At 48.6% G+C, this 16800-nt stretch carries 18 protein-coding genes and 1 tRNA gene; 8 read left to right on the top strand and 11 right to left on the bottom strand.

The window, feature by feature from the left end; all coding sequences use genetic code 11:
- Window positions 1-200 precede the first annotated feature (200 nt).
- Window positions 201-824 (top strand): transcriptional regulator RcsA, encoded by a 624-nt coding sequence (rcsA, locus tag DY231_RS08565; RefSeq protein WP_115627995.1) that lies wholly within the window; start codon window positions 201-203, stop codon window positions 822-824.
- A gap of 59 nt (window positions 825-883) precedes the next feature.
- Here rcsA and dsrB read toward each other — a convergent pair whose 3' ends face one another.
- Window positions 884-1072 carry a protein DsrB gene (gene dsrB / locus DY231_RS08560; RefSeq protein ID WP_115627994.1) on the bottom strand — a complete coding sequence of 63 codons (189 nt, stop codon included), beginning with the start codon at window positions 1070-1072 and terminating at the stop codon, window positions 884-886.
- A gap of 144 nt (window positions 1073-1216) precedes the next feature.
- On the opposite strand from dsrB, the gene yodD reads away from it, so the two are divergent.
- On the top strand, window positions 1217-1432 hold the full coding sequence (yodD, locus tag DY231_RS08555; protein WP_115627993.1) for a YodD family peroxide/acid resistance protein: 216 nt from the start codon (window positions 1217-1219) through the stop codon (window positions 1430-1432).
- A 326-nt stretch (window positions 1433-1758) separates the two neighbouring features.
- Window positions 1759-2580 (top strand): mannosyl-3-phosphoglycerate phosphatase-related protein, encoded by an 822-nt coding sequence (locus DY231_RS08550; protein WP_115627992.1) that lies wholly within the window; start codon window positions 1759-1761, stop codon window positions 2578-2580.
- Between the two features lie 3 nt (window positions 2581-2583).
- On the opposite strand, the gene dgcQ is transcribed toward DY231_RS08550, so the two are convergent.
- The 3 genes from dgcQ to DY231_RS08535 all read right to left on the bottom strand — a co-directional run bounded on the left by dgcQ (window position 2584) and on the right by DY231_RS08535 (window position 5663).
- A complete protein-coding gene (gene dgcQ, locus DY231_RS08545; RefSeq protein ID WP_172588664.1) occupies window positions 2584-4263 on the bottom strand; it encodes a cellulose biosynthesis regulator diguanylate cyclase DgcQ in 1680 nt (559 codons plus the stop codon).
- Between the two features lie 214 nt (window positions 4264-4477).
- Window positions 4478-4657 carry a YodC family protein gene (locus DY231_RS08540; RefSeq protein WP_034496372.1) on the bottom strand — a complete coding sequence of 60 codons (180 nt, stop codon included), beginning with the start codon at window positions 4655-4657 and terminating at the stop codon, window positions 4478-4480.
- Between the two features lie 91 nt (window positions 4658-4748).
- Window positions 4749-5663, bottom strand: a complete 915-nt coding sequence (locus DY231_RS08535; RefSeq protein WP_115627991.1) for a DUF808 domain-containing protein — start codon at window positions 5661-5663, stop codon at window positions 4749-4751.
- A 175-nt stretch (window positions 5664-5838) separates the two neighbouring features.
- On the opposite strand from DY231_RS08535, the gene yedA reads away from it, so the two are divergent.
- A complete protein-coding gene (yedA, locus tag DY231_RS08530; protein ID WP_115627990.1) occupies window positions 5839-6756 on the top strand; it encodes a drug/metabolite exporter YedA in 918 nt (305 codons plus the stop codon).
- On the opposite strand, the gene DY231_RS08525 is transcribed toward yedA, so the two are convergent.
- Window positions 6757-7257: a very short patch repair endonuclease gene (locus tag DY231_RS08525; RefSeq protein WP_115627989.1), complete on the bottom strand. Its 501-nt coding sequence runs from the start codon at window positions 7255-7257 to the stop codon at window positions 6757-6759.
- A gap of 297 nt (window positions 7258-7554) precedes the next feature.
- Here DY231_RS08525 and DY231_RS08520 point away from each other — a divergent pair, with 297 nt between their 5' ends.
- Entirely contained in the window at window positions 7555-8073 is a 519-nt protein-coding gene (locus DY231_RS08520; RefSeq protein WP_115627988.1) for a hypothetical protein, read from the top strand.
- Between the two features lie 59 nt (window positions 8074-8132).
- On the opposite strand, the gene DY231_RS08515 is transcribed toward DY231_RS08520, so the two are convergent.
- The 3 genes from DY231_RS08515 to drpB all read right to left on the bottom strand — a co-directional run bounded on the left by DY231_RS08515 (window position 8133) and on the right by drpB (window position 10699).
- The gene (locus tag DY231_RS08515; RefSeq protein ID WP_115631805.1) at window positions 8133-9542 is read right to left on the bottom strand and encodes a DNA cytosine methyltransferase; all 1410 of its coding nucleotides are present in this window, start codon (window positions 9540-9542) and stop codon (window positions 8133-8135) included.
- A gap of 112 nt (window positions 9543-9654) precedes the next feature.
- Window positions 9655-10359, bottom strand: coding sequence for a phosphohydrolase (locus DY231_RS08510; protein ID WP_115627987.1), 705 nt, complete (start codon window positions 10357-10359; stop codon window positions 9655-9657).
- 103 nt (window positions 10360-10462) lie between these two features.
- Window positions 10463-10699: a cell division protein DrpB gene (gene drpB, locus DY231_RS08505; RefSeq protein ID WP_115631804.1), complete on the bottom strand. Its 237-nt coding sequence runs from the start codon at window positions 10697-10699 to the stop codon at window positions 10463-10465.
- 580 nt (window positions 10700-11279) lie between these two features.
- On the opposite strand from drpB, the gene ompC reads away from it, so the two are divergent.
- The 3 genes from ompC to DY231_RS08490 all read left to right on the top strand — a co-directional run bounded on the left by ompC (window position 11280) and on the right by DY231_RS08490 (window position 13736).
- On the top strand, window positions 11280-12422 hold the full coding sequence (gene ompC / locus DY231_RS08500; protein WP_115627986.1) for a porin OmpC: 1143 nt from the start codon (window positions 11280-11282) through the stop codon (window positions 12420-12422).
- 340 nt (window positions 12423-12762) lie between these two features.
- Window positions 12763-13560 carry a DgsA anti-repressor MtfA gene (mtfA, locus tag DY231_RS08495; protein WP_115627985.1) on the top strand — a complete coding sequence of 266 codons (798 nt, stop codon included), beginning with the start codon at window positions 12763-12765 and terminating at the stop codon, window positions 13558-13560.
- Between the two features lie 100 nt (window positions 13561-13660).
- Window positions 13661-13736, top strand: a tRNA-Asn gene (locus DY231_RS08490).
- Between the two features lie 45 nt (window positions 13737-13781).
- Here DY231_RS08490 and ldtA read toward each other — a convergent pair.
- The 3 genes from ldtA to nac form a co-directional block, all read right to left on the bottom strand.
- Window positions 13782-14696, bottom strand: a complete 915-nt coding sequence (ldtA, locus tag DY231_RS08485; RefSeq protein WP_115627984.1) for a L,D-transpeptidase — start codon at window positions 14694-14696, stop codon at window positions 13782-13784.
- Between the two features lie 61 nt (window positions 14697-14757).
- Complete coding sequence (gene cbl / locus DY231_RS08480) at window positions 14758-15702, bottom strand: HTH-type transcriptional regulator Cbl (RefSeq protein ID WP_115627983.1); 945 nt, start codon at window positions 15700-15702, stop codon at window positions 14758-14760.
- Between the two features lie 105 nt (window positions 15703-15807).
- Window positions 15808-16725: a nitrogen assimilation transcriptional regulator NAC gene (nac, locus tag DY231_RS08475; protein ID WP_115627982.1), complete on the bottom strand. Its 918-nt coding sequence runs from the start codon at window positions 16723-16725 to the stop codon at window positions 15808-15810.
- Window positions 16726-16800 lie beyond the last annotated feature (75 nt).

The following is a 16800-nucleotide window of genomic DNA, read 5'->3' as shown; positions in this document are numbered from 1 at the left end:
CCGCTTATTGAGGATATTCCTAAAAGCTTTGTTGTGCGACATCCACCAGGATATATCCGGCGCGGCTTATATGCATTTACTTATCTCACATAATCGAACATTCACTTTACTTTGAGAAGTTTCTTAGCAAATTATACATAACTTTACTGGATAGTTGTTATGCCTAAAAATACTTCGCGGGTAAAAAGGGGGGGGATGTTATGTCAACGATCATTATGGATTTATGCAGTTATACCCGGCTGGGATTAACGGGATATTTAACCAGCCGTGGCATCCGAAAACGACAGATGACCAACGTGGAGACTATCGAAGAGCTGGCGCAGGCCTGCGAGTCTCAGACACCCAATGTGGTGTTTATTAATGAAGACTGTTTTATTCATGATGCTCAAAGCAGTGAACGAATTAAGCAGATCATTAATCAGCATCCCAGCACTTTATTTTTAGTCTTTATGGCAATTGCAAATATTCATTTCGATGAATATCTCTTAGTGCGTAGCAATTTACTGATCAGTTCTAAATCGATAAAACCAGAATCACTGGACGAAATACTTTCTGAATATTTAGCAAAAAATGCGCATTGCATCGGCCATATTAATTTACCCACGTTATCATTGAGTCGTACTGAGTCCAGTATGTTGAAAATGTGGATGTCCGGGCAAGGCACTATTCAAATATCTGACCAGATGAATATTAAAGCTAAAACGGTGTCATCGCATAAAGGGAATATAAAGCGAAAGATAAAGACGCATAACAAACAGGTGATTTATCACGTGGTGCGTCTGACTGATAACGTGACCAATGGTATTTTTGTGAACTTACGTTAAGCATTAAATTTAAGTCCCCTCACCCTCGCCCATATCTGGCGTAGGATGAGGGAGAATCATCAGGCCGTTTTTTCCACAAAAATGCCGTCCGGATGCCCTGATTCATTAAAGAACCAGATCCCCAGCGGATACTCTTCGAGCGAGACCAGATACATCGTCCCTTCGCTAAATTGCTCGACGGTTAACACCACGCCTGGCCGACGCGGACCACCATCGGTTTTTACTGTGACGCGATCGTTGATATTCATAACAAAAGTCCTCCGGTTTCTTTGCAGCCAGTTTAGATCAAAAACGACTCATTCGCATCGGATGATGTGCCGCCTTGAGCATTTTGTTAAACGACTATACTTGATAACGGGACTTACACTGGGTACTCCCCGGAGGACTACGGCATGAAGACCGCGAAAGACCTTAATGAAACGCAGCGTATCGATGTTGATGCGCTCCTGGCGGCCATCAATGAGATAAGCGAAAGCGAAGTGACACGTTCTGGCGATGACCCGCAACGGGCAAGTATTGATGGACGCACATGGCACACCTACTCTGAACTGGCGGAAGCCTTTGAGTTGGATATTCACGATTTTAGTGTCAATGAAGTGAATCGTTAGAATTACCCAAAGTACGAAGGGTAAAAGAATCCCGGCAGTATTAATGCCGGGATGAAGCTTGCGTTCGCAAGAAGCACTTGAAAAATTCGTTACACCAGGAAATCTGATGTGCGTTCACCTTACCTCAGATTTATTTCAAAACAATGAAATATTCACGATATGAATATTTAGATTTGGAATAAGCGTGAGATAAAAATCGCCGCGACACCGTATGGTCAGTGGCTTCTCAGGGGTTGGCTGTATACCTATTAATGATTAAGAAATTATTTAATTGAGAGCATTCCTAACCACGGGGATCTTAATTTTTGAATTTTAGGAGAAGCGCCATGCCGCATTTGCACGATCCGCTGTTAATCATTTCCGATCTTGATGGAACGTTGCTGGAACATCATTCCTACCGTTGGGAAGCGGCAAGCCCGTGGATCAGTGTTTTGCGCCAACATGATATCCCGTTAATTTTATGCAGCGCGAAAAGCGCCGCTGAGATTCTGGCCTGGCAGGACGAACTTTCTTTGACAGGACAAGCCTTTATTGCCGAGAACGGCGCCGTTATTCAACTGGATTCCCGCTGGAGCGATAGCGATGACTACCCTCGCCTGCTTACCGGAATTAGCCACGAAGAACTGCTATCCGTGCTGGATAAACTGCGCCAGAAATATGGCTTTAAATTTACCTGTTTCGCCGATGTCGATGAGAACACGCTTTGCGAACTGACAGGTCTGACGCGCAAACAGGCGAGCCTGGCGAAACTTAGCGAAGCCTCGGAGACATTAATCTGGCGTGATAGCGAGGAAATGATGACGGCGTTTAGTGACCAACTCGCCACACTCGGTTTAATGCTGCTACAAGGTGGGCGATTCTGGCACGTGCTGGATATGCAAGCGGGCAAAGATAAAGCGATTCATTGGCTACAACAACAATTTCAGCAGCGCGAAGGAAAAGCACGCATTACCATCGGGCTTGGCGACAGCCCGAGCGATGCGTTATTGCTCGATGCTGTCGATTACGCGGTGATTGTAAAAGGCTACAGCCGACAGGCAGTGACGTTGCAAAAGGATAATCCCCAGCGGGTTTACCGCAGCCAGCATTATGGCCCTGAAGGCTGGAAAGAAGGCCTGGACCACTTTATTACCGCTAAATCATCATGAAGATTAATCGGTATTACAGACCCGATTGCGCCCGTCTTGTTTAGCTTTATACAAACGATGATCGGCGTAAGATTGCAGGCGCTCAAAATCGTAATCATTAAATTCAAATGCGCTGCTGACGCCAAATGAAGCGCTGATCCGGACCGTGCTGCCTTGTTTTAACAGTAGCTCTTTGCTGTTGATGCGCACCCTGATGCGCTCGGCGACCTTAGTGGCCTCTTCAAGCGACGTGTCCGGCAGGACGATGCAGAACTCTTCCCCACCCACTCGCCCGGCAACATCGCCCTGCCTGAAAGCGTCGCTCAACATGGCTGCCGCGTGCGCCAGAACTTTGTCGCCGCTACTGTGCCCGTAGCGGTCATTGATGCTTTTAAACAGGTCGAGATCCATCTGGATAACAGAGAACGGCTGCCCCTGCTGCTGACACTCTTGCGACAATTTACTTGCCACCTCGAAGAAAGCCCCACGGTTATATAAGCGCGTTAAGGTGTCGTAGTTTGCCCGCCAGGTCAGGGTTTGTTGCAGGCTAAACATATTGCTGACCAGGTGACGAATCACTACCCATGAAACGAACAGCATCAGTGTGGAAAGCAGCCACAACACACTCAGCACCACGCTGATGCGGCCAAACTCGCCCTGAACGCCCTCTTCCAGCGTGTGAACTTTTATCAGCAGACCATCGTAATTGTTAAGTTTCGCCCAGGTGATAAAACGGCTATCCATACGCAATTCACCCTGCGCCCCCTGCTTTGCCGCCGTCACTACACTGGCAATGCGTGCCAGTTGCGGCGCGGTAAACAATGGGTGCCTGGGCAAACTTTGTGCCGAAGTGGCGATAGGGTTTAGCTCGTTATCGTACAGAAGAACTGTGCCTTCATGCTGTTCATTATTGTGGGCCTGTCGCAGAAAGTTATGAAGCGAATCAATCGGGTAATCGAGCGCCAGAACACCATACCAACGGCCATTGTAATCCAGAGGAATGGCTGCCGTGATAATTTGCCCGGAAGACATATCAGGGTTGAAAGTGTGTGTCCATTTCAATTCCCGCTTGGGGTTGTTTTCCGGGGATTGCGAGGAAAAATACGGCTGCGCGACCAGGCGATAGTACAACGCGACGATTTGAGGATCGTTCGACGGCGGCGTGCTGGTCAGGAAAAATCCGCTGCGCGATGCATAGAACATTCGCTGCGCGAGCGTTTGCGTCTGGTGTGACAGACGCATGAAGTAGCTCAGTTCCAGTGCCGAGCTTAATTCCGTGTGAATCGTCTGCTCGTCACGATCAAGCAATGGACTATTATTCACAAATTCATCGGAGACACCGTTCATCGGCAGGCTACGGTTTAAATCGAGGCGCAGTTGCCAGTAAGGCTGAGTGCGTAACGAATCAAAATCGGCGAGAGTTTTGCGGGTTTTATCAGTAGAAATGGGCGATTGCAGCGCGTAAAGCATACTGTTGCGATAAAACAGGAGATTATCGATATTGTGCTGCAACTGTCTATCAAGCAACGTGGCGACGCTATCAAGGCTGTTGCGCTGATTGGCAACGTACGCCCCTTCAAGCACGACGGCTTCACGCCAGGTCAGTACCGTTGAAAATATAAACACCACGATAAAACAAAGGTTAACGACCTTCTGCGGATTTTTAAAGCGGCTTATCACGCGTTGAATTGCATTGTCAAACACTGACACACTCCCTGAAACCGCTATCACCCAGAAGCCATTTACCCCAGCCCAATCCCTGATTTAGCCGACATGGACGGTTATTCAATCGAGAAATAATACATTAACACTCAGGATTATCGCTAAGGGTAAATATATTCATGGAAACTATATTACTATCAAAATGCACGGACATCTGAAAATAAAATCGCCCGGTCATTGACCGGGCGATTCAGGGTTATCCTTGCGGGCTGCCCCCTGTTACCAGTGGGGCAAGATCATCCTCTCGGAAAGCCTCACGCTGAACACCATATCCATCATACCAACGACACTCCACCATACCGCTGGAAAACCCGGTAACAATCATCCTTGGGCCACCATTCTTAGGTTGGACTTCATCGCTGACCACAAAGACCATAACCGCCTCCTGTATCAGGGTGAAAACTTCTACAGTTATAGACAAGGTCCTGGGATTTTGCCTGGCGAAACAAGCAAATTGTCGCAAATAGTTAGTGAACTGTGCTGCCGCGCAGACGCCCGATACCATTAACCACTGCCAGCACAATCGCGCCGATGATAAAACCAATCACCAGATTCGCCACGGTTGGCCCCAGTAAATGAACCGCGCCGCCCATCTGCCCGGTCCAGTTTTCAATGGCATGATGGAGAACCGGAATGCCGTGAACCAGAATGCCACCGCCGACTAAAAACATCGCCAGCGTGCCCACCACTGACAAAAACTTCATCAGCCAGGGTGCGAGCACCAATAATCCTTTTCCGATACCGCGCGCGATAACCGAGGTCTTCTCGACCAGCCAGAAGCCCAGATCATCGAGTTTCACGATAATCCCCACGATGCCATACACGCCGACCGTAACCACAATCGCTATCCCGGACAATACCAGCACCTGATTGAGGAGCGGTGCCTGCGCCACGATGCCTAACGTGATGGCGATAATCTCAGCCGAAAGAATAAAGTCGGTGCGAATCGCGCCTTTTACTTTATCGCCTTCATAAACCATTGGGTCCTGAGCGGCTATCTCATCCAGGCGTTTTTGCCGTTCTTCAGGCGTTTCTTTATGTTTGCGCGCATACAGAGTGTGCATGACCTTCTCCACGCCTTCATAACAAAGAAATGCACCACCAATCATCAATAAAGGCGTGATAGCCCATGGCGCAAAGGCACTGATAATCAGAGCCAGAGGCACGAGGATCAGTTTATTGAGAAACGACCCTTTCGCCACTCGCCAGACCACGGGGAGTTCCCGATTGGCTCTCACGCCTGAAACTTGTTGCGCGTTGAGCGATAAATCATCGCCCAATACCCCGGCGGTTTTCTTTGCCGCCAGTTTCCCCATCATTGAAATATCGTCCAGCAAGGTTGCGATATCATCCAGCAACGTCAATAAGCTACTTCCAGCCATTTAATGAACATCCTTTTTTGTTTGTCTGCCTGACAGTATGGAACAAAAATCGCCCTGGGAAAAACGAAGCCCTATGTCAATAAAAATTAACATTTTTTAAACAAGTAAAAACCTCGCAAGAAAGATACTTTTGACGTTAACTATTAGTCTTATCGCTAATTTGTCGTGAGGAAGTATGCGCGTTCGTTCGGGTCAATTGTTGCCGCTGGTTGCTGCACTTTTTGCGTTATATATCATCTGGGGTTCTACTTATTTTGCCATCGCCATCGGCGTGAAGAGCTGGCCGCCGTTTATGATGGCGGGCGTGCGATTTATGGTCGCCGGTGTGTTGCTGATGAGCGTTTTGTTATTACGTGGACACAAATTACCTGCCCTGCGCCCCATGCTTAACGCCGCATTGATTGGCGTGTTGTTGCTGGCAGTCGGCAACGGTTTTGTGACTGTCGCAGAACACCAGCATGTACCTTCCGGTATTGCGGCCGTGATGGTCGCCACCGTTCCCCTCTTCACCTTGTGCTTTAGTCGTTTGTTCGGCATTCAAACCCGTAAACTGGAATGGCTGGGCATCGCCGTTGGTCTGGGCGGCATCGTGCTGCTCAACAGCGGCGGAAACCTGAGCGGCAATCCGTGGGGGGCGCTGTTGATTCTGATAGGCTCACTGAGTTGGGCATTCGGTTCGGTATACGGTTCGCGCATTGAATTGCCAACAGGACTGATGGCCGGTGCGGTGGAAATGCTCGCAGCTGGCATTGTGCTGCTGGCTGCTTCTGCGCTAACCGGGGAGCGTCTGACCGCCATGCCGACACCAGCTGGTTTTATGGCCGTAGCTTATCTCTCTTTATTCGGTTCGATCATTGCCATCAGCGCTTATATGTATCTGATTCGTAATGTGGCACCTGCGGTGGCAACCAGCTACGCCTACGTCAACCCGGTAGTTGCGGTATTGCTGGGAACCGGATTTGCCGGGGAGAGTTTGTCACCTGTCGAATGGCTGGCGCTTGGGGTGATTATTTTTGCCGTTGTGCTGGTCACGCTGGGGAAATATCTGTTGCCCCCAAAGCCGGTAGTGACGGCGTGTGAGGCAGAGAAGTAATCAGTTTTCGGGTGGCGCTTGCCACCCGTTTTCATCTATCGACCGGATCCCCTGACTATCAATTTGCGCATAATTTCCGCCGCCGCAAATCCACTCTTCTAACCGTTCAGCCAAATCGCTATCGCTGAGTTTTACTCGCCCACGCAGGCCACATTCCCACACCAGCAAGACTCGCCAGCCTTCACTTAATAAACGCTGGATATCGCGTTTATCACGCTCGACATTTTTGCCGATTTTTTCCAGCCAGAACTCGGTACGCGTGGCGGGAACCTTGAAGAGATAACAGTGATGATGGTGCCAGAAACAGCCGTGAGCGAAGATAACACAATAGTGTTCATCAATGACAAAATCGGGCCGCCCTGCCAGGGTTGTATCCTGAACCCGAAAGGAAAACCCGCACTCCGTTAATAAGCCCGCGAGTCGCTTTTCAATGGCCGTGTCGCGAGTCGCAATGGCACGCATATTTTTGCTGCGTACGGCTTTACTGTGTACATCGACCATTAACTCCCTCCAATAAAATATCGATCAGTCGCAGGAAAACTAATTATGTATTTTTTTGGCTATTAGTCAAAACTCCTGTTTCTTCTAACATACTGTATCAATTAGTAATGCCTTATTAATTAGTCATTGCGCATTTGCACTTGTAATAATTTCAACTTTTCTCAGCGAATGTAAAATGGCACTCTATATTCAGAAAGCTTTATTATGCAGCAGATAAATTTCAATTGTTAACATCAATGACATTAATTTGTGAACATGTAAAAACCCCGTCATCATTGATGCCTGTTTAAGAAAAAAATGAAAAAACATCAAACATTATTTATTCCAGTATTACTGCTGAGTGGCATATTCAATAGTAACGCCGTTAAAGCGGAAAATAATATCACCCAGAATTACGTCTCAAGTTGGAAGGCGGTATCGAAGGGTGAATCTGTGACGTCTTTGCAAAGCTCGAATCTCGGTTCCGACGTGGTTAAAAGTTGCAAAACCGTTGCACCAAAGCAGTTTCGGGGCGAAATCCTCCGTCATTGGTCACATATGACCGGGACGAAAGTCACCGAAACAGCCTTTCTGTCTGAGGATTTGCAACTATTTGACCGACTGGCTGCCATCTCCTGCCTCGAAGGCGCTGACTATGAGCGCAAAGGTAATAGCGACCAGTTAGTTAAGGCACTGAGTGCACAATTATTGGACATGGAAGCGAAAGACGATAGTGACGCTTATGCGCAAATCAAAACGATGGAGTTCCAGACCGGTATTATGACTGCGCGTTATGGCATCAGCATTGAGAAAAATAGTTTAAAGCGTGGAAATTGAGATTAATGGGTCGAGTTGGCGTTAGCCCTACACGCCCCATTAATTAATCACAAAACTGGTTAACGCTTTTTAGCGGCGAGTTTAATTGTGGGCTCCAGTAATTTGGCAACCGCCGCAAATGCAGGCACCACCACTGAATTACCAAACTGCCGATAAGCCTGTGTATCCGATACTGGAATACGGAAGGAATTCCCCTGCACTGCTTCAAAACCCATTAAGCGCGCGCATTCACGCGGCGTTAAACGGCGCGGACGACGCAACTGGTTATCAGCATTATCAAAATCTTCTTCACCGAGCGATTTATCCCAGCCACGATCGATGAGAATTTCAGCGCCGTCTTTGTAATATCGGGCGGACAACGTGCGTGCGACACTCGCCGGATTTGTCGGGTCTACCAGACCGTAGCCAAAACCATTGCCCTTCGCCTGGTGTTTTTTGGCGTAATAATAAAGGTACTTCCATAGCGTCGGGGTCAGAATGTATTTCGCATCAACAGTCGGGTCCAATAATTCACCAAACGTCGGGCGGCGTTGCGGATACAGTTCATTGATCTTCGTGAGTGTGAATTCTTTATGTAGATTGAGATCGCGACGGAAACCTACCAGCACAATGCGCTCACGATGCTGCGGCAGGAAATTTTTACCGTCGATAATCTTTGGATCACCCGCACCCATTATCGCTGCATCTGCCACCTCATAACCCAGGCTATCGAGCGTCTCCATAATGATGCGGAAAGTATTGCCTTTATCGTGGCTTTTTAAATTTTTAACGTTCTCCAGGACAAAAATAGCCGGGCGTTTTGCATCAATAATGCGAGCGACATCGAAAAACAAGGTGCCTTGCGTTTCACAGGCAAAACCATGTGCGCGGCCTAAAGCATTTTTCTTTGACACCCCGGCCAGTGAAAATGGCTGGCATGGGAATCCCGCCAGCAGGACATCGTGATCCGGCATGGTTGACTGAATATGCGCGGCGGCTTGTTCATCGCTGACATCGTCACGATTACTCAGTGTGACATCGCGGATATCCTGGTTAAATTGATGGCTTTCCGGGTTGCAATACCAGTTGGCTTTATAGGTACGCACCGCATGTTTGTTCCATTCGCTGGTAAAGACGCATTGCCCGCCAATCGCTTCAAACCCGCTGCGAATCCCGCCAATTCCGGCAAACAAATCAACGAATTTAAATGCATATTTCCCGTGATGAGCAGGAGGTGGCGGCAACATATTTTGCAGCATTTCATTTTCGGCGGCGGTCAGCACACGCGGGGATGATTTTCGGTTAACCCAACGATTGAGCGATTCACGAGTCCAGTCACCGCTGACCTGACGCAAATGATGCGCCACGGTTTTCTGGTCATAAATTTCCAGAATGCGGGACACTAACGCAGAGTCTTCTTCCAGTTGCTGTTGTTGCTGGCGCAGAGATTGTTGAGAGAGTTGTTCGGCAATCGCGTCGAAGTCGTTCATCATGAACCATATTCGGGAAAAAAGAGTGTCACTCTATCACTGATTTGACCCAGAGAGAATGAGATCGGCCCGCCAGTATCGCGGGCATCCCTTTTCTCTTAATACGACGTTTTTATGAGGAATGTTTCTGGGATGAAAATTGCTGCATGACTTCTTGCTCAATACCGCAGTAATCGCCTTTCAGTTCAGCACACAACTTAGCCATGTAACTCACTAAAAAATCGGCGTTATAACGGGCAAGCACTCGCCCCGCCTCGGTTTGCATAGTCTCTGGTAATTTCAGGAGCTTTTTCTGGAAATGATCCAGGGCGTAAGTGGCGTCATCAAGCTCACGCCCGTTAGCCAGCGGGTCTTCGCTATCAAACAGAGGGCGCCCGAGTGCGCCAGAAGTGTAGAAAACGCGCGCCAGGCCAATCGCCCCTAATGACTCAAGGCGGTCTGCATCCTGCACGATTTTTGCTTCAAGGGTTTGAGGAACGATTCCGGCGCTAAAACTATGCGCACGCACGGCGTGAGCCACCGAATCATATAAATGGTGCGGGAAATCAGGGAAAGTGGTGTCCAGAATGCGTAATGTCTCTTGCGCGGCCTGGGTAGATGCCAGATGCCGTTCTGGATGGTTCTTCGGCAAATTGACGATGTCATGGAAATAGCAGGCGGTTAGTACGACTAAGCGATCCGCTTCTGTCGTTTCCATAATCTGTTGTGACGTTTTCCATACGCGACGAAAATGAGCCACGTCATGGGCTTTATCGTCCTGCAACCAGTTGTGTTGCAAATACTCTTCAAAACGCGCTTGCCAGTGGGCTATCGGCATACGTACTCCTTACTTCGCAGCTGGACCCGGTACTTAATATGAGTACAGGATCACAAAATTAGCAAGTTCAACGCCGACAACAATCCACTTTGGCACGATTTATTTACCGGGCGCGCGTATACCAGGCAAGCCAACCTAATAGCGCCGCCACGGAGCCAAGAACCAAAAGTCCCATCAAAGCACCGAGCAGTTTTCCACCCAGCGAGCCCATATCGCCGTCGGTGACATCACTGACCACCCAAAAATATCGTAATACTGACCAAACCGTATACAGGCAGAATCCATAGAACAACCACAGCGCCAATTTACCACCCGGTGTACGGGTTGGTTTCGCATCCATAACGTCTGACATAACTCTCTCAATTGTTTAGCTTTTGTTCTTCGATGGAATCCCATCTTCCTGGTGTGATTTTTATCACATTTTTGCCGTTTTTTGACAGCCCTGGATTCTCTTTTTTATTAGGAATAATCTTAAAAAATGTAACATATAATGTTGATTATCATAACGTTAACAATAAAACCCTATCTGATTATTATTCAGGCGTGCGTTAAATTAATATTTAACACCTGATACATTAATTATAAAGCGTAACTTAAATATAAAAAATCAAATTCAAAGTTCAGATAAAAAATAAATCACTCCGGGTGAAAAAGTAACTTTTAAAATAAATTATATTTTTATATTCATATCTCTCCAACTATGCATAAAAAATATCAGACACATCCTAAAATTAGATTTAAACCATTAATTTCAATCAGATACATAAAGATCATCAGGAAACATTTTGTCTTATTTCAAATAACACGGTTACATGTTTAATTATAAATAAATGGAACTACCTGTAATAAGATTATTGCGGTTATTGAGGGCGTTAAATAACCCATCATTCATAATAATTATGATTTAAAGGAATAGATAAATGAAAAGAACAGCACTGGCATTAGTGATTCCCGCTTTATTGGCAATGGGCGCTGCAAACGCTGCAGAAATTTATAATAAAGATGGTAATAAAGTCGATTTGTACGGCAAGGTTGATGCTCGTCACACGTTCTCTGACGACGCCAGAAATGACGGCGACGGTACCTATACCCAGATCGGCTTTAAAGGTGAAACACAGATTACTTCCGAACTGACGGGTTATGGTCAGTGGGAATACAAAATGTTCGCTAATAACACCGAGGATGGTGATAACAGCAATAGCGCATTTACGCGTCTGGCATTTGCTGGTTTAAAATTTGGCGATTACGGCTCATTTGATTATGGCCGTAACTACGGCGTGGTCTACGACGTTGAAGCCTGGACAGATATGCTGCCAGTGTTCGGTGGCGACTCCTACACCTGGACTGACAACTTTATGACCGGCCGTGCAAACGGCGTTGCCACTTACCGTAACAGCGACTTCTTCGGCCAGGTCGAAGGCTTGAGTTTTGCTGTGCAGTATCAGGGCAATAACGAAAGTACCAATGCAAACGAAGACCAGGAAGGCACCAACAACGGCCGCGATGTTCGCTTCCAGAATGGCGATGGCTGGGGTCTTTCAACAGTTTATGATTTCGGCATGGGCTTCAGTGCAGGCGCTGCATATGCTTCATCTGACCGTACCAATGAGCAAGCTCGTAGTGCTGGCGCGCTGATGGCGGGTGGTGATACTGCTGATGTGTGGACCGTAGGTTTGAAGTATGACGCCAACGATATTTATCTGGCTGCTATGTATGCTGAAACTCGCAACATGACACCATTCGGCAGTTACGGTATTGCTAACAAAACTCAAAACTTTGAAGTGACTGCGCAATACCAGTTCGACTTCGGCCTGCGCCCAGAGATTTCTTACCTGCAATCTAAAGGTAAGGACTTGATGGCTGATGTTTCTAATAACAGCGACTGGAATGACAAAGACCTGGTTAAATACGTTTCTGTTGGCTCTTACTTCTACTTCAACAAAAACTTCTCTACCTACGTTGATTACAAAATCAACCTGCTGGATAACGATGACTCCTTCTACAAAGCTAACGGCATCTCCACCGATGACGTTGTAGGTGTTGGCTTGGTTTACCAGTTCTAATCTCGATTACTATGGTTGCTTGTTAATTCTAAAGCCTGCGCAAGCAGGCTTTTTTGCTTTTAACCTTCCGCAAATAGCCACTTTAATTCCATAACAAAAACATATAATTCCCATCAAATTATTCTCAAATGAAATAATTTACCTCTCTCGCATCAACCTGTGACTCGCGTCGTTGAACGAAAAGCCAGTAAGTGGTTGAATAATGTCACAGAGAAAGCGCGATAATCGGCTTCTCAGGCGGACCTGTTCTGGTCGCGGCCATGTGCCACATTAGTGCGGCACTTTCACAGTCACGGTATAGTAGTTTTCCGTTCAAGAGATGACTTTGCGAGCGAACAACATGATTAAGTGGCCCTGGAAATCAAGTGATTCATCCGCTGTCACGGCATTGCCGTGGGAGCAGGCTTTAGCTATTCCAGTTCTGGCAACACTCACCCATGCCGAGCAAGAAAAACTGGTTCGACTGGCCGATCGTTTTTTGCAGCAAAAACGCCTGGTGCCTTTGCAGGGTTTTGAGCTTGATGAGCTGAAAAGCGCGCGTATCGCGCTTCTGTTCTGCCTGCCCATACTTGAACTGGGTATTGAGTGGCTGGACGGTTTTCACGAGATCCTCATCTACCCTGCCCCATTTGTTGTCGATGATGAATGGGAAGATGATATTGGCCTGGTGCATAACCAGCGCGTTGTGCAATCCGGGCAAAGCTGGCAGCAAGGCCCGATTGTCCTGAACTGGCTGGATGTGCAGGACTCTTTTGACGCCTCCGGTTTTAACCTGGTGTTCCATGAAGTGGCTCATAAACTGGATATGCGCAATGGCGATCGTGCCAGCGGCATTCCGTTGATAGCGTTACGCGAGGTCGCAGGCTGGGAACACGATCTCCATGCTGCCATGAGCAATATTCAGGATGAGATTGACATGGTGGGTGAAAACGCCGCCAGCATTGATGCCTACGCTGCGTCTGAACCGGCTGAGTGTTTTGCCGTGTTGTCAGAGTATTTTTTCAGTGCGCCTGAGCTATTCGCGCCACGCTTCCCATCACTTTATCAACGGTTTTGCCAGTTTTATGGTCAGAACCCGTTGTTACGCTTGCGGGAGAGTGAAAATACAGCAGCATCCAGTGGAAATACGGTGCATTAATTCGACAATCTGGATTTAATTTAATCATTTGAATCAATGCGTTATTTTTGTCGTTGACTCTTTTTGAACGTCACGATACTATTTGCCTCGTTCAAACGATTCCTCTGTAGTTCAGTCGGTAGAACGGCGGACTGTTAATCCGTATGTCACTGGTTCGAGTCCAGTCAGAGGAGCCAAATTTAAGAAGCCCGCTTAGGAAACTAAGCGGGCTTTTTGCTTTCTCATTCAGAACTAATCAGCACCGGCATTCCGGAACGGCGGGTCAGTGCTGCACTCACCACGCTGGCATCCACGCCAGAACCTTGCGTGACATTGTTCAATGCCGACGTCATTGGCAGCGGAACTTTTTTGTCAGACTCATACTCCGCGCGGTTACGCGACAACGGCTCATGTACTTCCAGCCAGCTCCGCCCGTCTGGCTCGACGGTTGTTTTCACCGGCTGGTCAATCAGCTGCACCCGCGTCCCTACCGGGACATTATCAAACAGATATTTAATGTCGTCTTTACGCAGACGAATGCAGCCCTGACTCACACGCAGGCCGATACCAAAGTTGGCGTTAGTACCGTGAATGGCGTACAGCTTGCCGATATAAATCGCATATAGCCCCATCGGGTTATCTTCGCCCGGCGGCACGAATGCTGGCAGGGTTTTGCCCTCTTTCGCATACTCGCGTCGGGTATTCGCGGTTGGTGTCCAGGCGGGAGCTTCCTGCTTACGCTCCACTCTCGTCACCCAGTTACGCGGAGTTTCGCGCCCGGCCTGACCTATACCAATCGGCAAAATCTCCACCGTGTTGCTCTCTTCCGGGTAGTAGTAAAGCCGCATTTCAGCGACGTTAATCACGATGCCCTGGCGGACGGTATCCGGCAGAATCATTTGCTGCGGAATGGTCAACTGAGTTCCGGCTTTTGGCAGGAAAGGATCAACACCTGGATTAGCCTCCAGCATATTGCTAAAACCCTGTCCGTAAAGCGCAGCAAAATACTCCAGCGGCTGAGTATTCCCTTCCGGAACGGAGATGGTCAACGGTGCCCCGACCAGGCGGCTACCCTCTGGCGGAAGCATATAGGTCACCGCCAGTGCGCTATGAGTAACGGCAGCAAGCACCAGGGCAAGCGAGGACAAACGGATCATAATTTCCCTGGTATCTGACGTGATGTGTATAGGTTAAATATAACCCTCCGTTAAGCTTTCGTCAGATTTCATAATCCAGTACCGTTTCTTCTGGCTCGAGCGCAAGGCGTTTAATATCGGCAACGGAAAGCTCCGGGTTACATAACTCGATAAAACGCCAGACGTAATTGCGCTGCAACTGCCCACGTTTGAGGCCCAACCATACCGTGTTGGCATCAAACAAATGCCGGGTGTCGAGCCTGACTAACTCCCCGTCATCGCCGCTTGCCTGAAACGCCACCAGACCGATGCCCAATCCCAGCTCAACGTAAGTTTTCACCACGTCGGAATCCTGCGCGCTCAAAACGATATCGGGCGTTAAACCCCGGCGAGAAAAAGCCTCGTCTATGCGCGCTCGTCCGGTGATCCCCTGGCGATAGGTAATAATCGGCCAGCGGCTGATATCGTCTAGCGTAAGAGGATTAGCATGAATCAATGGATGGCCGCGCGGCACCAGCAACGTGTGATACCAACGAAACCAGGGATAAGCGACAACTAAAGGATCGGTGCTCAGGCGCTCACTGGCAATGCCAATATCTGCCGTACCGTTATGCAAAAGCGTTTCTATTTCCTGCGGCGTTCCCTGAATCAGCTCAAGCCGCACTTCTGGAAACAGCGCTCTGAAAGATTTAATCACCGACGGTAAGCTGTAACGCGCCTGGGTATGGGTAGTGGCAATCGTGAGCACGCCGCTGGCGTCATTAGTAAAGACATCGGCCAGGCGGCGCACGTTGCTGGCTTCATTGAGGATGCGTTCCGCAATCACCAGCAGTGCTTTGCCCGGTTCCGTCATGCCTAATAAACGCTTGCCCCGACGGATGAAAATCTCGATACCGAGTTCTTCTTCCAGCTCACGAATATGACGGCTGACGCCCGATTGCGAAGTGAAAAGCATATTAGCGACTTCGGTGAGATTGTAGTCCCGCCGTGCCGCTTCGCGGATAATTTTAAGTTGCTGGAAGTTCACATTGCCCCCGGGGCATGACCGTTCTTTACACTATTGTTAAAGTGGCAACCCGGATATAACAAATAATAAAAACCAGCAACTTATTCGATTTAGACATAAGCCTAATTAGCCGACCAGTAACAACTCGCGGCTTTCCTGCGTCGGACGAACCACCAGCGACATTAAAATGTCTTTAACGGCCTGCGCTTGCGGCGATAACGACGTGCGGGCGGACACATTAACCGAAAGCGGTAAATTCAACGACGGGCTGGTGATCCGCGCCATCCAGCCATTTGCCGAACTCACAAGCGATCGCGCGGCGGACTCTGGCAACACGGTCACGCCCATGCCACTGGCAATCGCGGCGGTCAGCGTCGAAATAGAATCAATCTCACCGGTAATTTTTGCCGTCAGGCGGCGCAGCGAAAACGCTTCATCAACCCGTTTACGCACAGCGCTGTAGTCACGCGGCAGGAATAGGTTCATTTCGGCCACCGCAGCGAGATCGACTGTCTGACCTGGACAGTCGCGGGTGCCGACAAGAAACAACTCCTCTTTGAGTAACGGTTGGCTGGTGATGCCCGCCGTTGGAGAACGGTCATACAAGACCGCCATGTCAAGCTGGCCGCTTAACAGCTTGTCATTCAGGACAGAACTACTGTTCTCATGCAGATAGACCAGTACGTCGGGTAATTCCGCACGTACTGCCTGTAATAGAGGCATGGTGATAGATGAAGCCGCAGTGCCAGGCGCAAGTCCGATAGAAACCTGCCCGCCTAAAGTTTGGCCCACATTGCAAACGGCAAGCTGCGCCTGTTCGCACTGGCGCAGAATGGTCCGCGCATGGGTATACAGGATTTTCCCTGCTTCTGTTGGCGTTACGCCGCGTTTGGTGCGAATTAACAGCTGCTGATCCATTTCACCTTCAAGGGTAGCGACCTGTTGACTCAGCGCGGGCTGCGCAATATGCAGCACTTCTGCGGCCTGAGTCAGGCTACCAATATCGACGATTTTTACGAAGTACTTCAGTCGTCTTAAATTCATTTTGCCTCCTACACGGAATGCCAACGCCAGTCTCGGCAGTGATGTCTCTCTAAGAATTGCAATATGCTTGCCACT

The organism is Buttiauxella agrestis, assembly GCF_900446255.1.
Lineage (GTDB): Bacteria > Pseudomonadota > Gammaproteobacteria > Enterobacterales > Enterobacteriaceae > Buttiauxella > Buttiauxella agrestis.
This window is presented reverse-complemented; position numbering and strand designations above follow the sequence as displayed.